Below are 16,591 nucleotides of genomic sequence, written 5' to 3' on the forward strand. Positions count from 1 at the left end.
TTTTGATGTCTTTCTTTAAAGACATCAAGTGCCAAGTGTTTCATGCTAAAATCTAAGGTTAGATGAATTCTTGAGTTTTTGTCTTAACCCTTTCTTTTTATTGGAGTTTTTAGATGGCTATAGAACGTACATTATCTATTATTAAACCTGACGCAGTTGCAAAAAACGTGATTGGTCAAATTGTCAGCCGTTTTGAAACTGCTGGTTTGAAAGTTGTTGCTGCTCGTTTGACGCAATTGTCTCGTGCTGAAGCTGAAGGTTTTTACGCCGTTCACGCAGCTCGTCCATTCTTCAAAGATCTGGTTGATTTCATGATCTCTGGTCCAGTATTTGTTCAAGTATTGGAAGGTGAAGGCGCGATTTTGAAAAACCGCGATCTGATGGGCGCAACTGATCCTAAGAAAGCAGAAAAAGGCACAATCCGTGCAGATTTCGCTGAATCGATCGATGCAAACGCAGTTCACGGTTCTGATGCTGCTGAAACAGCTGCAGTTGAAATCGCTTACTTCTTCCCAGCATTGAACGTGTACTCACGTTAATTTGCTTTGAGTTGTAATTAAGGTAATAAAGTAATTGTTACCCCGTTTCGCTTCGCTGCGAAACGGGGTGTAAGAAGGAAACACATGACGGCACTCATAAATTTATTGGATTTAGATCCTGAACAGCTCGTTGCGTATTGTGGCGAACTGGGTGAGAAGCCGTTTCGTGCAAAGCAGTTGCAACGTTGGATTCATCAGTTTGGTGCAAGTACCTTTGATGAAATGACTGATCTTGCGAAGTCATTGCGAGAAAAGTTATCTACCAGAGCAGTGATTACTGCTCCCGCGGTGATAAGTGATCACACGTCACTAGACGGTACCCGTAAATGGTTGGTGGATGTGGGGCAGGGTAATGCTGTTGAAACAGTGTTTATTCCTGAGGAAAACCGGGGTACCTTGTGTATCTCAACGCAAGCCGGATGTGCGGTGAATTGTCGCTTTTGTTCTACCGGTAAGCAAGGATTTAATCGTAATCTGACCGTGGCTGAAATCATTGGTCAGTTATGGATGGCGGAATTTGAATTGCGCAGGACAAAAGGAATTCCGATGGGCCCTAAAGGGGAGCGTCAGATTACCAATGTGGTGATGATGGGCATGGGTGAGCCACTGCTGAATTTTGAGCCTACTGTGACCTCTTTACGCTTAATGTTGGATGACAATGCATACGGTTTGTCTCGCCGCCGGGTAACACTGTCGACAAGTGGTGTAGTGCCAATGATGGATAAATTGTCTCAGGAGTGTCCTGTGGCGTTGGCGGTTTCGCTTCACGCATCGAATGATACTTTGAGAGATGGTTTGATTCCATTAAACAAAAAGCACCCATTGTCAGAGCTGATGGCGGCGTGCAAGAGGTACCTGGAATTTGCGCCACGTGACTTCGTGACCTTTGAGTATTGCATGCTCGATGGTGTTAATGACACCGATGCGCATGCAAGAGAATTGATTCAGTTGGTCAAAGATGTTCCGTGTAAGTTTAATTTGATTCCGTTTAATCCATTTCCCGAATCTGGATTGAAGCGTTCCGCAAATCCTAGAATTAAAGCGTTTGCTCAGGTCTTGCTAGATGCCGGAATCGTGACAACGACCCGGAAAACACGCGGGGATGACATTGATGCGGCTTGCGGTCAATTGGCAGGTGAGGTCAAAGACAGAACGCGCGTCCAGGAGCGTATGCAAAAAATGGCGGAGTATCAAAAGAAATTTGGCGAAAATTTTGGCAAGATTGTGGAGATCACTCAGTGAAAGTTTTTGGATCGTATCGTTGGCTTAGGAGGCTTGTTCTCTTTTTTCTTGTTTTTGTTTTGTCTGCTTGTGCCTCAAAACATTTGGAAGGTTCAACGGATGATTCAAATTTTTCCGCAGAGAAATTGGAGGCGCAGAAACGCGCTTCGATCAGGATGCAGTTGGGAATAAGTTATTACCAGCAAAGGCAATACAAAGTAGCACTTGAGGAAATTAAACAGGCTATTTCAATTGCTCCTGACTTGGTCGATGCCTATAGTGTCCGTGCATTGATATTCATGGATATGGGTGAAAATCAGTTGGCGGAAGATAATTTCCTGTACGCATTGAAGCTTGCACCGGATAACCTGGACGTTGAAAACAATTATGGCTGGTTTTTATGCGTGAATAAACGCGAAAAGCAGGGTTTGGGTTACTTGGATAAAGTTCTTCAAAATCAGCATTATCCATCTTTGTCGAAGGCTTACAATGCCGCTGGCGTGTGCAGCTTGAAGATGAAAGATGCTGCCTCCGCTGAAAAGTACTTCTTGCAAGGATTTAAGATTGATCCGGCAAATCCAGATTTGAATAAAAATTTGGCACGTACTTTCTTTGAGCGTGGTGAATACGCCAAAGCGAAATTTTATGTTGGCCGCGTTCTCCAGCAAGATACATTGACTGCAGAAGTTCTTTGGTTAGCAATTAAAATTGAACGAAAACTTGGTAATGATGCCGCAGTAAATAGTTTGTCAGCGCAGTTGCGAAAGCGTTATCCAGATTCTATTGAGTTTAGTCTCTTGCAGAGAGGTTCTTTTGATGAGTGAGGTGGATATAAATCCTGCCCCGGAGTTGGTGCCTTCGGGTAATTCGGGCCCGGAGCGAGTTGCGGTGACTGATTCTGCGGGGGCGCGTTTGATGCATGCAAGGCAACAGATGGGTTTGAGCATTGAGCAAGTTGCTGAGCAGCTAAAGCTCTCGTTTAGGCAGATTTCAGCAATTGAGAGCAATGAATTTGATAAATTGCCGAAAATGGTTATCGTGCGCGGATTTGTTCGTTCTTATGCGAAATTGTTAAAGATCGATGCTGCGCCTTTGCTTGCTTGCTTGCCCGCTGATAATAGTGGACTTACCCTCGATGCTGATTTGCGTCCAACATTGGCGACTCCTTTCCTTGAGTCGAGATCTCCTTTTTTGGGTCGTGCTGAAAACAATAAAAAATATCTTCTCGGTGCTGTTTTTTTAGCTGTTGCTGCTTTGTTGTTTATTGCGGCTCAGCATTTTGAGCGATCTGAAGCTTTTAAGTCATTATTTACAAGTTCAGAATCAGAGAAATCAATGTCCGACCAAGTCGCAGCATCGTTACCGCAAATTGCAACGTCGGCATCAAATAATGCTGCTGGGGATGCTTTTCCTCCCGATGCTGCGCCAACGGTAGGGAATAATGAGAAGGGCTCAGCCGTTTCTGATTCATTAGCAAACCAGCCGATTGTTTCAAATTTAAATGAAACCAAAAGTGCTCACGCTGAGGTTGCTGCGGTTAGTGTGCCGACTGTGGCGACAGTGGTGAATCCCTCATCGGCCGTGGCTTTAAATGAAGCGAAACAAGGTAGTAATCAATTGCACCTGAAATTTCGACAGGATTCTTGGCTTCAAATAAAAAAGGAGTCGGGTGAAATTGTAACTTCTCACATGGCGAAGGCTGGAACTGAAGAGTTTTTTGATGTGAAAGATGCATTGCAGCTGCGACTTGGTAATGCCCACGGAGTCGATGCATGGGTGCGAGGCGCGGTATTAGATATTGTGCCTCCAAAAGATACAAATGTTATTAATTTAACCGTGAAGTAAGCATGGAACCATTTTTGTCTGAAATTGCTTCCGGGCCAGTGGCTCGGCGTTCAACTCGCGTTGCAAAAGTTGTCTACGGTCAGCGTGAAGTGCTGATCGGTGGTAATTCGCCGGTCGTTGTTCAGTCTATGACGAACACAGATACTGCGGATGCGATTGGGACTGCAATCCAAATTAAAGAGCTCGCTCGCGCAGGTTCTGAGTTGGTGAGAATAACTGTCAATAACCCAGAAGCTGCTGCAGCTGTTCCGGCGATTCGTGAGCAACTCGATAGAATGGGTGTTGATGTGCCGTTGGTTGGTGATTTTCATTACAACGGCCATAGTTTACTTAAAGATTTTCCGGCTTGTGCGCAAGCTTTGTCTAAATATCGCATTAATCCCGGGAATGTCGGTCAGGGAGCTAAAAGGGATACGCAGTTTGCGCAAATGATCGAAATGGCGTGCCGTTATGATAAGCCAGTTCGAATTGGTGTTAATTGGGGAAGTCTGGATCAGGCATTGTTGGCCAGAATTATGGATGAGAATGCCAAGTCACCGAATCCATGGAGTGCTCAATCTGTGATGTATCAGGCGTTAATAACCTCGGCAATCGAAAACGCGCAACGTGCAGAAGAGTTGGGATTGGCGGGTGATAAGATAATTTTGTCATGCAAGGTGTCTGGTGTTCAGGATTTAATCGCAGTGTATCGTGAACTTTCTAGCCGCTGCGACTATCCATTACACTTGGGGCTGACTGAAGCTGGCATGGGAAGCAAGGGGATCGTTGCCTCTACCGCAGCTTTGGGTGTTTTATTGCAAGAGGGAATAGGTGACACAATCCGTATTTCTCTGACCCCAGAGCCTGGTGGTGACCGTTGTCGCGAAGTAATCGTTGGTCAGGAAATCTTGCAAACAATGGGTTTGCGTAAATTTACGCCAATGGTAATCGCTTGTCCTGGTTGCGGTAGAACGACGTCAACGGTATTTCAAGAGCTGGCGGATGATATTCAAACTTATTTGCGCGATCAGATGCCAGTTTGGAAAAAGCAATTTCCTGGCGTAGAAAATATGAATGTTGCGGTGATGGGCTGTATCGTCAATGGGCCAGGTGAGTCTAAGCACGCAAATATCGGTATTAGTTTACCTGGTACGGGTGAATCTCCTGCGGCGCCAGTCTTTATTGACGGGGTTAAAGCGATGACTTTGCGTGGTGATAAGATCGCTGAAGAATTTCAGGCTATTGTGTTGGATTATGTGCAAAAGCGTTACGCAAACGCGGGTGACGTTGTAAGTAATTAATATAGGTTGGTCATGTCAGAAAATAAGAAAATAGAAAAAATAGTTGGTGTAAAAGGTATGAATGACCTACTTCCCGGTGATTCTCCTTTGTGGGAGTTGTTCGAGAATACGGTGCAGTCGGTTTTGAAAAGCTATGGATTTCAACAAATTCGTACGCCTATTGTGGAAGCGACGCCATTGTTTTCCCGCGGCCTTGGTGAAGTAACCGATATCGTCGAAAAAGAAATGTATTCTTTTGAGGACTCGATGAATGGCGATAAGTTGACGTTGAGGCCAGAAGGTACTGCCGGTATCGTCCGTGCCGCGATTGAGCACAATTTAGTTTATGATGGCCCGAAACGCCTTTGGTACACGGGACCAATGTTTCGTCATGAGCGTCCACAACGCGGTCGTTATCGTCAATTTCATCAGGTTGGTGCGGAGGCGCTAGGCTTTAGTGGTCCGGATATCGATGCTGAACTGATTATGTTGTGTCAGCGATTATGGGATGATCTCGGCCTGCAAAATATTCGTCTGGAAATAAACTCTATCGGTAACTCAACCGAACGAAATTTGCATCGTGCTGCTTTGATCTCGTATTTTGAGCAGCATATCGATTTACTTGATGCTGAAGCACAACGTCGACTTCATTCTAATCCTCTGCGTATATTGGACACTAAAAATCCTGCTATGCAAGATTTGGTCAATGCTGCGCCAAAGTTATTGGATTACCTTGGTGAAGAGTCGCTTGCGCATTTTGAAGGCGTTCAAAATATACTCAGAACAAATAGCATACCCTTCAAGATTAATCCACGTCTCGTCCGCGGTATGGATTATTACAATTTGACAGTCTTTGAGTGGATCACAGATGAACTGGGTTCTCAAGGTACGGTCTGTGGCGGCGGGCGCTATGACTCGTTGTTCTCTACTTTTGGAGGCAAACCTACGCCAGCATGCGGTTTTGGTATGGGTATCGAACGGCTAATCGAGCTGATGAAGGCTGCCGGTGACTTAAACGATACCGCGTTGTGCGATGTTTATCTTGTTCACCAAGGCGATGCTGCGCAAATGCAAGCGTTTATCTTGGGTGAGAGATTGCGCGATGCAGGTCTGGATGTTGTGTTACATTGCGCAACTGCGACAGGCGTCGGCAATTTTAAATCGCAAATGAAGAAGGCAGATGCCAGTGGAGCCGCTTACGCTGTGATTATTGGCGAAGATGAGCTTAGTAAAAATTCGGTTACTATTAAATCTATGCGATCGGATGATCAGAATGGTAACCAACAAAGCGTTCCATTTGATGCAGTTATTGATTATTTGGTAGACCAAATCGCTGGTGTGGGTTCAGACGCAGATTGCTGTGATGACCCTAATCATATTCATATTCACCATTAAAATATATAAGAACATGGCTTACGATCTTGAAGAGCAAGAACAACTCGCAACCCTTAAAGCAGCTTGGAAACAATATGGTAATTTGATTACATGGTTGCTTATCATCGCGCTTGTTGCCTATGCAGCATGGATGCAATGGAATAGCTATCAGAATAATCAGTCTGGGCAAGCTTCACAATTGTACGAAGAGCTTCAAAAGTCGGTCGCAGCAAAGGACGATGCTAAGGTGCAACGTGCAGCGAATGATTTGAAAGAAAAATTTGCATCGACATCCTATGCTTCTATGTCCGCTCTGAGCGCGGCGAAGAGTGCATTTGATGCTAATGATCTTAAAACCGCAAAAGCCCAATTGCAGTGGGTCATTGACACAGGTAAAAATGATGATTACAAGGCGTTAGCGAAAATTCGTTTAGCTGGTATTGCTTTGGATGAAAAAAATTATGATGCAGCATTGATGCAGCTGTCAGGTGATTTTCCGTTAGATTTGCAAGCGGAAGTACTTGACCGCAAAGGTGATGTTTTGGTTGCTCAGGCTCATGTAGATGAGGCACGAAAAGCATATCAAGCAGCGATCGATAAAATGACTGATAAAAGTCCAGCACGTCAATTGGTTCAAGTTAAGCTGGATGCCATTGGTGGTTCTGCAACTGATGCAGTTGTAGTCAGCAAATAACAGGAGTTGTTTATGCAATTTTCCGCCAAATTTATTTCGGTGGCAGTATTTTGCCTAATGGCAGGATGCTCGTCTTTGAATCCATTTGCTTCAAAACCGGATCCCAAAAAGCTGCCAGCACCGCTGGTAGATATAAAGCCAAGTTTATCAGTTAGACAGGCGTGGGCCGTTTCCGTTGGTGGTTCTGGTAAATCTGAGTTTACCCCTGCCGTGGATGGAACTGACGTTTATGCAGCTGCTGCGGATGGTTCGGTCGTAAAATTAGATGGGATGACTGGTCGTATTTTGTGGCGTGTCAATGCGGGCATGGGCTTAACTGGCGGTGTTGCGGCTGGTCTTGGCACGATTGTGGTTGCCGGCGACAAGGGTAATTTGCTTGCTTTTGATGGCGACGGTAAAGTCCGTTGGACCAAGCAGGAGTCTTCGGAAATTTTATCTGCACCTGCAATCGGTTCAGGCTTGGTTGTTGTGCGTAGTAACGATAATAAAATCAGTGCTTATGATCTGCAAAGTGGTCAAAAGAAATGGTCAGTAGAGCGTCCATTGCCACCTCTGATTTTGCGTGCTGTTCCGGGGCTGGTGGTCACTGGTGATCAGGTTATCGTGGCGTTGCCGGGTGGTCACATGTCTGCACTCGCGCTCAAAAATGGTGGGCTCCGGTGGGAGGCTGTTGTTGGTGAGCCAAAAGGTAATACAGAATTAGAGCGTGTGGCTGATGTTTCTGGTACGCCAGTGGTCGTTGGAAAGGACGTTTGCGCCACTTCTTATCAGGGGCGAGTTGGTTGTTTTGATTTGAGTACAGGTACTCCACGATGGTTGAAAAATATTTCGAGTGAAGTCGGCGTAAGTGCCGATGAACTTTTTGTATTTGCGTCCGATAATGGTGGTGTAGTGAATGCTTTTAATCGCGAAGGTGGTTCTAGTGCATGGAAAAATGACAAACTTGCTCGTCGTCATCTTTCGGCACCTATTTCTTTTGGTCGCTCCGTTGCCGTGGGCGATTTCGAAGGTTACGTTCATTTTCTCTCTCGAGAAGATGGTTCTTTCATTGGTAGGGTAGCTACCGATGGTAGTCAAATTTTAGCAGCACCAGTTGTGGCTGGCTCAAATTTGATTGTTCAAACAAAATCAGGATTAGTGGTTGCAATCGCAGCCGAGTAATACAAATGAAGCCGGTTATCGCACTTATAGGTCGACCTAATGTCGGCAAATCCACGCTGTTCAATCGGCTTACCCGTTCACGCGACGCATTAGTGGCAGACCTTCCTGGTTTGACGCGCGATCGCCATTATGGTGAAGGTCGGGTTGGAGAGAGACCCTTTCTTGTTATAGATACTGGAGGTTTTGAACCAGTTGCTAAAGAGGGGATATTGCATGAAATGGCAAAGCAAACCAAACAAGCGGTTGCTGAGGCTGATGTTGTTATTTTTATAGTTGATGGCCGCCAGGGATTGACGCCGCACGACAAAACAATCACTGACTTTTTAAGAAAGTCTGGTCGTTCTGTGATGTTGGTCGTTAATAAGGCGGAGGGGATGAGATATTCCGCTGTAACAGCCGACTTCTATGAATTGGGCATGGGTGACCCCTACGTGATTTCTGCTGCGCACGGTGATGGCGTCGCGGATTTAGTCGAAGAATCATTAAACATTGCTTTTGCTCAACGACCAGCTGAGGTTGAAGAGCCTGTCGATGTAGTTCGCGGTATTAAAATAGCCATCGTAGGCCGTCCAAATGTTGGTAAATCTACCTTGGTAAATACGTTGCTTGGTGAAGACAGGGTTATAGCATTTGACATGCCAGGAACGACTCGCGATTCGATAGAAATACCATTTGAACGTGATGGTAAGCACTATTCCTTGATTGATACCGCCGGTATTCGCCGTCGAGGAAAAGTTTTTGAAGCAATTGAAAAGTTTTCTGTCGTTAAAACATTGCAGTCTGTCTCTGAAGCGAATGTGGTATTGCTTCTTTTGGATGCGCAGCAAGACATTTCCGAACAAGATGCGCATATTGCTGGCTTTATTTTGGAGTCAGGGCGCGCACTTGTCGTTGGTGTTAATAAATGGGATGGATTGCAAAGTGATCGCCGCGATGAAATTAAATTTGATATCGAGCGTAAGTTGAATTTCCTCACTTTTGCAAAGTTCCATTTTATTTCAGCACTAAAATCAACTGGTATTGCCCCTTTAATGAAATCAATTGATGCAGCTTATGAAGCTGCAATGGCAAATTTATCGACGCCAAAACTGACCCGTGCTTTAATAGAGGCTGTTGAGCATCAGCAGCCTAAACGCAAAGGTTCCATTAGACCTAAGTTGCGTTATGCTCACCAGGGTGGTCAAAATCCTCCAATTATCGTGATTCATGGTAATGCCCTTGAGGCTGTTGGTGATGTCTATAAGCGTTACCTGGAAAAACATTTTAGAGAAACATTTTCGTTAACAGGGACACCGTTGAGAATCGAAATGCGGTCTGGTAAAAATCCGTTCGACAAATCCAAATAACCCTGGAGTGGTAGAAGTGGATTTAACTAGCATCAAGTTACTCAATTAGTAATAAAATCGATTACAGTAGCTTTGTAATTATTATCGGATTGCTTGAATTACTTCAAACAATCCCCAACTCCTGATCACAACAACACAATGGAGCTGTTATGAGCAATAAAGGGCAACTTTTACAAGACCCATTTTTGAATGCGCTGCGTAAAGAGCATATTCCTGTTTCTATTTATCTGGTTAATGGGATAAAGCTGCAAGGCCATATTGAATCATTTGATCAATACGTTGTTTTGTTAAGAAATACCGTAACTCAAATGGTTTATAAGCACGCCATTTCAACGGTGGTTCCTGCGCGCGCTGTCAGCATTAATACTGAATCTGAAACTGAGTAAATTCTTTGGTACTTTATAATATTTGCACATGTCATTAAGTATGCGAGCCGCCCTGGTTGGGGTTGATTTTGGTAGGGGGGATTTCGCATCGAGTTTGGAAGAGCTTTCTTTGCTTGCGCAGTCGGCTGGTGCGGACACCATTGCCACGGTAAGTTGCAAACGGGCTAAGCCTGATGCTGCTTTATTTGTGGGTTCAGGAAAAGCCAGCGAGTTAGCGGATCTTGTTGTCGACGAGCAACTCGATTTGGTGATATTTAATCATGCCCTTTCTCCAGCGCAGCAGCGAAATCTTGAACGTCACCTGAAAGTTCGTGTCGTTGATCGTACAAGCCTGATCTTAGATATTTTTGCACAACGTGCAAAAAGTCATGAGGGTAAAGTGCAAGTTGAACTCGCCCAATTGCAACATTTGGCAACTCGCCTAATCAGAGGCTGGACGCATCTAGAGCGTCAAAAAGGTGGTATTGGTTTGCGTGGCCCAGGTGAAACTCAGCTGGAAACGGATCGACGTTTGCTCGGTGAACGTGTGAAGATGTTAAAGGCGCGTCTTGCGAAGTTGCATCAACAACGAGAGACCCAGCGTCGCTCAAGAGATCGTAGTAAAACGTTTTCTGTGTCCATCGTTGGCTATACAAATGCAGGAAAGTCTACCTTGTTTAATACGTTGACCAAGGCTGGTGCGTACGCTGCAAATCAATTGTTTGCAACGCTTGATACGACATCCAGGCGACTTTTTCTTGGGGAGGCTGGCAATGTTGTGATTTCGGATACAGTTGGTTTTATCCGAGAACTGCCACATCAATTGGTTGCTGCATTTCGTGCAACCCTCGAAGAGACGATTCATGCGGATTTGCTTTTGCACGTTGTCGATGCAAATAGCCCTGTAAGATCAGATCAAATCGAGCAGGTCAATGAAGTTTTGAAAGAGATTGGGGCTGATCATATACCGCAGTTAATGGTCTTCAATAAAATTGATTTGGCAGCTCTTGAACCTGCGGTCTTATTAAATGAGTATGGTAATATTGAGAAAATATTTTTGAGCGCCAAAACAGGTGGTGGACTTGACCTGTTGAGGCAATCTATCGCAGATTTTGCTATCAAAAAAGCGTCAGAGATTGCGGGTATTAAAGTCGCTCCGGATGACGATGATGCTCGATTCAATATCCAGTAGCTCAACCTTCTATTCATTGGAAATCAAGAGAATGATTGGTTCATTTCTAAAAAGAATTGGTGTGACTTTGTCATTAAACGATCCTCAATGGGGGCGCGGCTCTCAAAACAACAATCAAGATGATAAAAAGTCACCTGATTCCCCACCTGATTTGGAACAGATCTGGAAGGATTTGAATCAGCGTCTGGCTCGGTTTCTTGGTCAAAATGGCGACGGAAACGGCAATGGGGATAAAGGCGGCAACTTCAATCCTGATCCTGTGAATGCAAAATTGGGTGTCGGCGCTATCGTGCTGGTATTTGTTTTCGTTTGGTTAATTAGCGGCGCCTTTATCGTTCAGGAAGGGCAAACAGCCGTCATTACGACTTTTGGTAAATATTCGCACGTTGCTGGAGCGGGTATGAACTGGCGCTGGCCATATCCGATTCAAAACCATGAAATCGTTGATGTGTCGCAAGTGCGAACAGTCGAGGTTGGCTATCGTTCGAACGTAAAGAGTAAACAGGCGCGTGAATCCTTGATGTTAACCGATGATGAAAATATTGTTGATATTCAATTTGCGGTGCAATATAAGTTGAAAAATGCTGTTGAATGGCTGTATAGCAACCGTGATCAGGATGAAATGATACGCCAGGTTGCTGAAACCTCGATCAGGGAGATTGTTGGTAAAAGCAAAATGGATTTCGTTTTATACGAAGGGCGAGAAAAAGTTGCTTCTGACGTCGCCGCATTGATGGAGCAAATATTGGCTCGCTACAAAGCGGGTGTTCAAATTGCTAATGTTCAAATGCAGGGAGTGCAGCCCCCTGAGCAAGTCCAAGCTGCGTTTGATGATGCGGTGAAAGCTGGTCAGGATAAAGAGCGTCAAAAAAATGAAGGCCAGGCGTATGCTAATGATGTGATTCCAAAAGCGCGAGGAGAAGCTTCTCGCATGCTTCAGGAGGCTGAAGGCTATAAATCGCGCGTTGTTGCTAATGCCGAAGGTAACGCGTCACGATTTAAACAGGTGTTGAGTGAGTATCAGAAGGCGCCGGTGGTAACCCGTGATCGGATGTATCTCGAGACCATGCAGCAAATTTTCGCAAGTACCAGCAAAGTTTTGATGGACACAAAATCTGGCAATAATATGGTGTATTTGCCGTTGGATAAAATGATGTCTCAGACTGAAACGTCAAACGCTAAGGCTGTTGCTGCATCGGCACAAGGTTCCAGCTCGCCATCAGTGCAAACGGCAGAGCAGCTGCCTACGATTGATGTTCGTAGTAGCAAGGAAGACCTGCGGTCCAGAGAAGTTCGTGATTCACGTGATAGAGAGGTACGTTAACATGAGCAAAATCATGTCGTTCCTGGCATTATTTGCTGGTGCTTTGTTGGTTGCTTACTCGACGATTTTCGTTGTTGATCAAAGAAATTTTGCGATAGTCTTTGCCTTTGGTGAGGTGAAGTCAGTGATTGATGAGCCTGGCTTACATTTCAAACTGCCGCCTCCATTTCAAAATGTTTTATTTCTTGATAAGAGAATTTTGACAATTGATGCGGATGAAGCTGATCGCTTTATTACAGCTGAGAAGAAAAATATCCTCGTTGATTCTTATGTGAAATGGCGTATTTCTAATCCTAAACTTTACTATGTCAGTTTTTCAGGCGATGAGCGCGGTGCAAAAGATCGCTTGTCGCAAATTGTAAAAGCTGCATTAAACGATGAAATTACAAAACGGACTGTACGTGAAGTAATTTCAGGTGAGCGCGGCAAAGTAATGGAGGCGATTCGTGGGAAAGTCACTGAGGAAGCCAAACAAATTGGGGTCGAGATTGTTGATGTCAGATTGAAACGTGTTGATTATGTTGAGCAGATCAATAATTCAGTGTACGACCGAATGAAAGCCGAGAGGTTGCGTGTTGCCAATGAACTTAGGTCAACTGGATCTGCTGATTCCGAAAAAATCAGGGCGGATGCAGATCGTCAGCGTGTCGTGTTGTTGGCGGAGGCTTATCGCGATTCTGAAGAAATGCGTGGGGCAGGGGATGCCGAAGCATCGCAAATTTACGCCAAAGCATTCGGTCAAAATCCGGAGTTTTATAAATTTTATCGTAGTCTGGAAGCTTATCGGGCTAGCTTTAAAAATAAGAGCGATGTCGTCGTTGTTGACCCAAGCTCTGATTTTTTTAAGTATTTTAAGAGCCCTGGAGTATCTAGCACTGGTGCGAATGCGGTAAAATCTAAGTAATTCAGAAAATACATCCAGCAAACAGCGATCTGTACCAAATTCGGTACAGATCGCTGTTTGCTGGACAGCTGCCGTAAAACGAATTTATTCATTTAATTTTTTTTGATTGTTTTTCATGCCTAATTGGCTTCTTCCTGAAAATATTGCCGACGTCTTGCCCTCCGAGGCGCGTAAAATTGAAGACTTACGTCGAGTTTTTCTTGATCACTTCAGATCGTATGGCTACGAGTTGGTCATGCCGCCGCTGCTTGAATATATTGAGTCATTGTTGACAGGTGCGGGTCAGGACACTGATTTACGTACCTTCAAATTGGTCGATCAGGTGTCTGGACGTACAATGGGTCTTCGGGCCGATATGACGACTCAGGTTGCAAGGATTGATGCACATTTGCTGAACCGTGTATCGGTTACCCGCCTATGTTATGCCGGAAATGTCTTGGTGACCAAGCCAGCTGGTTTGCATGCTACCCGTGAGCCGATTCAGATTGGCGCTGAAATTTACGGTCATGCTGGTTTAGAGGCCGATGCAGAGATACAAGAACTTGTGCTTGGTTGTTTGGCGCTAGCTGGTATCGAAGAAGTTCGCCTTGATTTGTGCCATGTTGGTGTATTGCGCGCAATTCTGGATCTCGATCCGGAAGCAAAGAAGCATGAAAATACGCTATTTTCTTTGCTGGAATCGAAAGATTTGCCTAGTATAGATAAGCTTAGTCGCGATTTTTCTCCTGAAGTGCGTGCAGCACTAATGTTGCTACCAGCGCTATATGGAGATGTTTCTATACTAAAAGTTGCTCGTGAAAAGTTGCCTGCTGTAAGTGGAATTGTGAGTGCATTGGATGAGTTGGAGCATCTCGCCGGCCTGGTCGGCCCAGCGCAACTGACAATTGATCTTGCTGATTTGAGAGGTTATCACTATCACAGCGGCGTCATGTTTAGCGCTTTTGTGCCAGGTTTGCCAAATGCGGTGGCGAGAGGTGGTCGATATGATCATGTTGGTGAGGCTTTCGGCCGTGCTCGACCAGCAACTGGTTTCTCATTGGATTTGCGCGAATTGGCGCGACTGATGCCTGTTGCTGAAAGAAAAGATGCAATTCGTGCTCCCTGGAGTCGCGATATTGCTCTGCTTCAAAAAATAACTGAATTGCGTAAGCAGGGAGAGGTAGTTATTCAAAACTTCCCCGGGCATGAAAATGAACAAGACGAATTTGACTGCAACAGGGTAGTCGTATTCGATGGTGATCAATGGATTCTTCAAAATGTAGGTTGAGTAATGTCAAACAATAAAACTCCAAAAAATGTCGTTGTAATCGGAACCCAGTGGGGCGATGAAGGTAAAGGTAAGATCGTTGATTGGTTGACGGATCATGCGCAAGGCGTGGTGCGTTTTCAAGGCGGTCACAATGCTGGTCATACGCTAGTGATTGGCGGGCAAAAAACGGCATTGCAATTGATTCCGTCCGGCATTATGCGTGAAGGTACTGCATGCTACATCGGTAACGGTGTTGTGTTGTCTGTTCCTGATCTGCTGCGCGAGATCGATAAACTTCAAGCAAATGGCGTTGAGGTGGTGTCGCGTCTGAAAATTTCCGAAGCCTGTCCAGTGATTCTGCCTTACCACACGGCACTCGATGCCGCGCGTGAAGTTGCACGTGGCGCGGCAAAAATCGGAACTACAGGGAAGGGCATTGGCCCTGCTTATGAAGATAAAGTTGCTCGAAGAGCAATTCGTGTTGCTGATTTACTCAATGCGGAGCGATTTGCGGAGAAGTTAAAAGAAAATCTCGATTACCATAACTTCGTACTGACGAATTACTTGAAAGCGCCAGCAGTTGATTATCAGAAGACGCTCGACGACGCACTGGCATTGGTGCCACGTATTCGTCCTATGGTCGCTGATGTATCGAGTGCGTTATATGCAGCCCATAAAGCTGGCGCCAATTTGTTGTTTGAAGGTGCGCAAGGTAGTTTGCTTGACGTTGATCACGGCACTTATCCGTTTGTGACTTCAAGTAACTGTGTCGCCGGTAATGCTGCGGCGGGTGCTGGTGTTGGTCCGAATATGCTGCACTATATTCTCGGTATTACTAAGGCTTATACAACGCGCGTTGGCTCGGGACCATTCCCGTCAGAATTACCAACTGATCAAGGTGTAGGCAAGCACTTGGCGAGTGTTGGACATGAATTTGGTACCGTAACCGGCCGTGCGCGTCGCTGTGGTTGGTTTGATGCTGCATTGTTGAAGCGCTCCGTGCAGATTAATGGTGTTTCTGGTATGTGTCTGACTAAGTTGGATGTATTGGATGGTATCGAGACTTTGAAGTTGTGCACAGGCTACAAGCTCGGCGATAAAACCGTTGATATCTTCCCTGTTGGTGCTGAAGAGGCGTCGCTCTGTGAAGCAATTTACGAGGAAATGCCAGGTTGGTCTGATTCAACTGTTGGTGCAAAATCGATGGAAGCTTTGCCATTAAATGCTCGCAATTACATTAAGCGTATTGAGGAGCTTGTTGGGGTGCCAATCGATATGGTCTCAACCGGTCCCGACCGCGAGGAAACCATCGTATTGCGCCATCCGTTTGTTTAAAGAAGGAAAAATAAGAATATGAATACACCAGCCTCTACCGATAAGGATTTATGGGTTTCGTGGGATGCCTATCACCGCTCGATTGAGCAACTGGCGCTTAAAGTGCATGAGTCTGGTTGGAAGTTTGACCAAGTACTTTGCCTGGCGCGTGGGGGCTTGCGCCCTGGAGATATTTTTTCGAGAATTTTCGATGTTCCATTGGCAATTTTATCGACAAGTTCATATCGCGAAGATGCAGGCACAGTTCAAGGTTCTTTGGATATCGGCAAATACATTTCGATGACTAAAGGCACATTGCAGGGGCGTGTTCTGGTTGTTGATGATTTGGTCGATTCAGGAGTGACATTGGAGCGTGTGTTGCATCATTTGCGCGAAAATTTTCCTGCAGTCACAGATGTGAAGTCAGCCGTAATCTGGTACAAAGCATGTTCCACGGTTGCACCTGATTTTCATTTGGATTACTTACCGACCAATCCATGGATTCATCAGCCGTTTGAGGAGTACGATAGTATTCGTCCTCATCAATTGAATGCCTGGTCGAAAAAAGGTGAGACTGCATAAAGGATTAAACGGAAGCTGTCATGCTTCCGTTTTTTTTTGAGCTCGTTTGATTTTTTGCAATTAATCTTCGTTATTAATCTAAGGTATTAATCTAACGCGAGTTCAACTATGAAGTGCAACTGAAGATAAATGGTTAAAGGTGGGAAGATGCAGTAGCATCCGGCCTTCCAGACCTCCAAGTCAAAGTTGCCCGAAATGACATACACACATCTTACCCAAGAC

The 16,591-nt window shown here is 45.1% G+C and carries 16 protein-coding genes; all 16 read left to right on the forward strand.

Going from position 1 to position 16,591, the window contains the following annotated elements:
- Positions 1-113: 113 nt before the first annotated feature.
- Positions 114-539, forward strand: coding sequence for a nucleoside-diphosphate kinase (ndk, locus tag ACO0K1_RS06885; protein ID WP_422995788.1), 426 nt, complete (start codon positions 114-116; stop codon positions 537-539).
- A gap of 84 nt (positions 540-623) precedes the next feature.
- Positions 624-1,781: a 23S rRNA (adenine(2503)-C(2))-methyltransferase RlmN gene (rlmN, locus tag ACO0K1_RS06890; RefSeq protein WP_423024056.1), complete on the forward strand. Its 1,158-nt coding sequence runs from the start codon at positions 624-626 to the stop codon at positions 1,779-1,781.
- Positions 1,778-2,584 carry a type IV pilus biogenesis/stability protein PilW gene (pilW, locus tag ACO0K1_RS06895; RefSeq protein WP_423024058.1) on the forward strand — a complete coding sequence of 269 codons (807 nt, stop codon included), beginning with the start codon at positions 1,778-1,780 and terminating at the stop codon, positions 2,582-2,584. The genes rlmN and pilW overlap by 4 nt, the downstream gene beginning before the upstream one ends.
- Positions 2,544-3,605 (forward strand): helix-turn-helix domain-containing protein, encoded by a 1,062-nt coding sequence (locus tag ACO0K1_RS06900; RefSeq protein WP_423024060.1) that lies wholly within the window; start codon positions 2,544-2,546, stop codon positions 3,603-3,605. Before pilW ends, ACO0K1_RS06900 begins: the two co-directional genes overlap by 41 nt.
- Before the next feature lie 2 nt (positions 3,606-3,607).
- Positions 3,608-4,885, forward strand: coding sequence for a flavodoxin-dependent (E)-4-hydroxy-3-methylbut-2-enyl-diphosphate synthase (gene ispG / locus ACO0K1_RS06905; protein ID WP_423024062.1), 1,278 nt, complete (start codon positions 3,608-3,610; stop codon positions 4,883-4,885).
- Between the two features lie 12 nt (positions 4,886-4,897).
- Positions 4,898-6,259, forward strand: a complete 1,362-nt coding sequence (gene hisS, locus ACO0K1_RS06910) for a histidine--tRNA ligase (protein ID WP_423024064.1) — start codon at positions 4,898-4,900, stop codon at positions 6,257-6,259.
- Between the two features lie 13 nt (positions 6,260-6,272).
- On the forward strand, positions 6,273-6,932 hold the full coding sequence (locus ACO0K1_RS06915) for a YfgM family protein (RefSeq protein ID WP_423024066.1): 660 nt from the start codon (positions 6,273-6,275) through the stop codon (positions 6,930-6,932).
- 12 nt (positions 6,933-6,944) lie between these two features.
- Positions 6,945-8,093 (forward strand): outer membrane protein assembly factor BamB, encoded by a 1,149-nt coding sequence (gene bamB / locus ACO0K1_RS06920; protein ID WP_423024068.1) that lies wholly within the window; start codon positions 6,945-6,947, stop codon positions 8,091-8,093.
- A gap of 5 nt (positions 8,094-8,098) precedes the next feature.
- On the forward strand, positions 8,099-9,439 hold the full coding sequence (gene der, locus ACO0K1_RS06925; protein WP_423024070.1) for a ribosome biogenesis GTPase Der: 1,341 nt from the start codon (positions 8,099-8,101) through the stop codon (positions 9,437-9,439).
- 149 nt (positions 9,440-9,588) lie between these two features.
- Entirely contained in the window at positions 9,589-9,825 is a 237-nt protein-coding gene (hfq, locus tag ACO0K1_RS06930; RefSeq protein ID WP_423024072.1) for an RNA chaperone Hfq, read from the forward strand.
- Between the two features lie 40 nt (positions 9,826-9,865).
- Entirely contained in the window at positions 9,866-10,996 is a 1,131-nt protein-coding gene (gene hflX / locus ACO0K1_RS06935) for a GTPase HflX (RefSeq protein ID WP_423024093.1), read from the forward strand.
- A 31-nt stretch (positions 10,997-11,027) separates the two neighbouring features.
- Complete coding sequence (gene hflK, locus ACO0K1_RS06940) at positions 11,028-12,320, forward strand: FtsH protease activity modulator HflK (protein ID WP_423024074.1); 1,293 nt, start codon at positions 11,028-11,030, stop codon at positions 12,318-12,320.
- 1 nt (position 12,321) lies between these two features.
- Entirely contained in the window at positions 12,322-13,224 is a 903-nt protein-coding gene (hflC, locus tag ACO0K1_RS06945; RefSeq protein WP_423024076.1) for a protease modulator HflC, read from the forward strand.
- A 115-nt stretch (positions 13,225-13,339) separates the two neighbouring features.
- The gene (locus ACO0K1_RS06950; RefSeq protein WP_423024078.1) at positions 13,340-14,491 is read left to right on the forward strand and encodes an ATP phosphoribosyltransferase regulatory subunit; all 1,152 of its coding nucleotides are present in this window, start codon (positions 13,340-13,342) and stop codon (positions 14,489-14,491) included.
- A gap of 3 nt (positions 14,492-14,494) precedes the next feature.
- On the forward strand, positions 14,495-15,808 hold the full coding sequence (locus ACO0K1_RS06955; protein ID WP_423024080.1) for an adenylosuccinate synthase: 1,314 nt from the start codon (positions 14,495-14,497) through the stop codon (positions 15,806-15,808).
- 18 nt (positions 15,809-15,826) lie between these two features.
- Positions 15,827-16,369 (forward strand): phosphoribosyltransferase, encoded by a 543-nt coding sequence (locus ACO0K1_RS06960; protein WP_423024082.1) that lies wholly within the window; start codon positions 15,827-15,829, stop codon positions 16,367-16,369.
- Positions 16,370-16,591 lie beyond the last annotated feature (222 nt).

Source organism: Undibacterium sp. SXout20W (assembly GCF_049340285.1).
Lineage (GTDB): Bacteria > Pseudomonadota > Gammaproteobacteria > Burkholderiales > Burkholderiaceae_D > Undibacterium.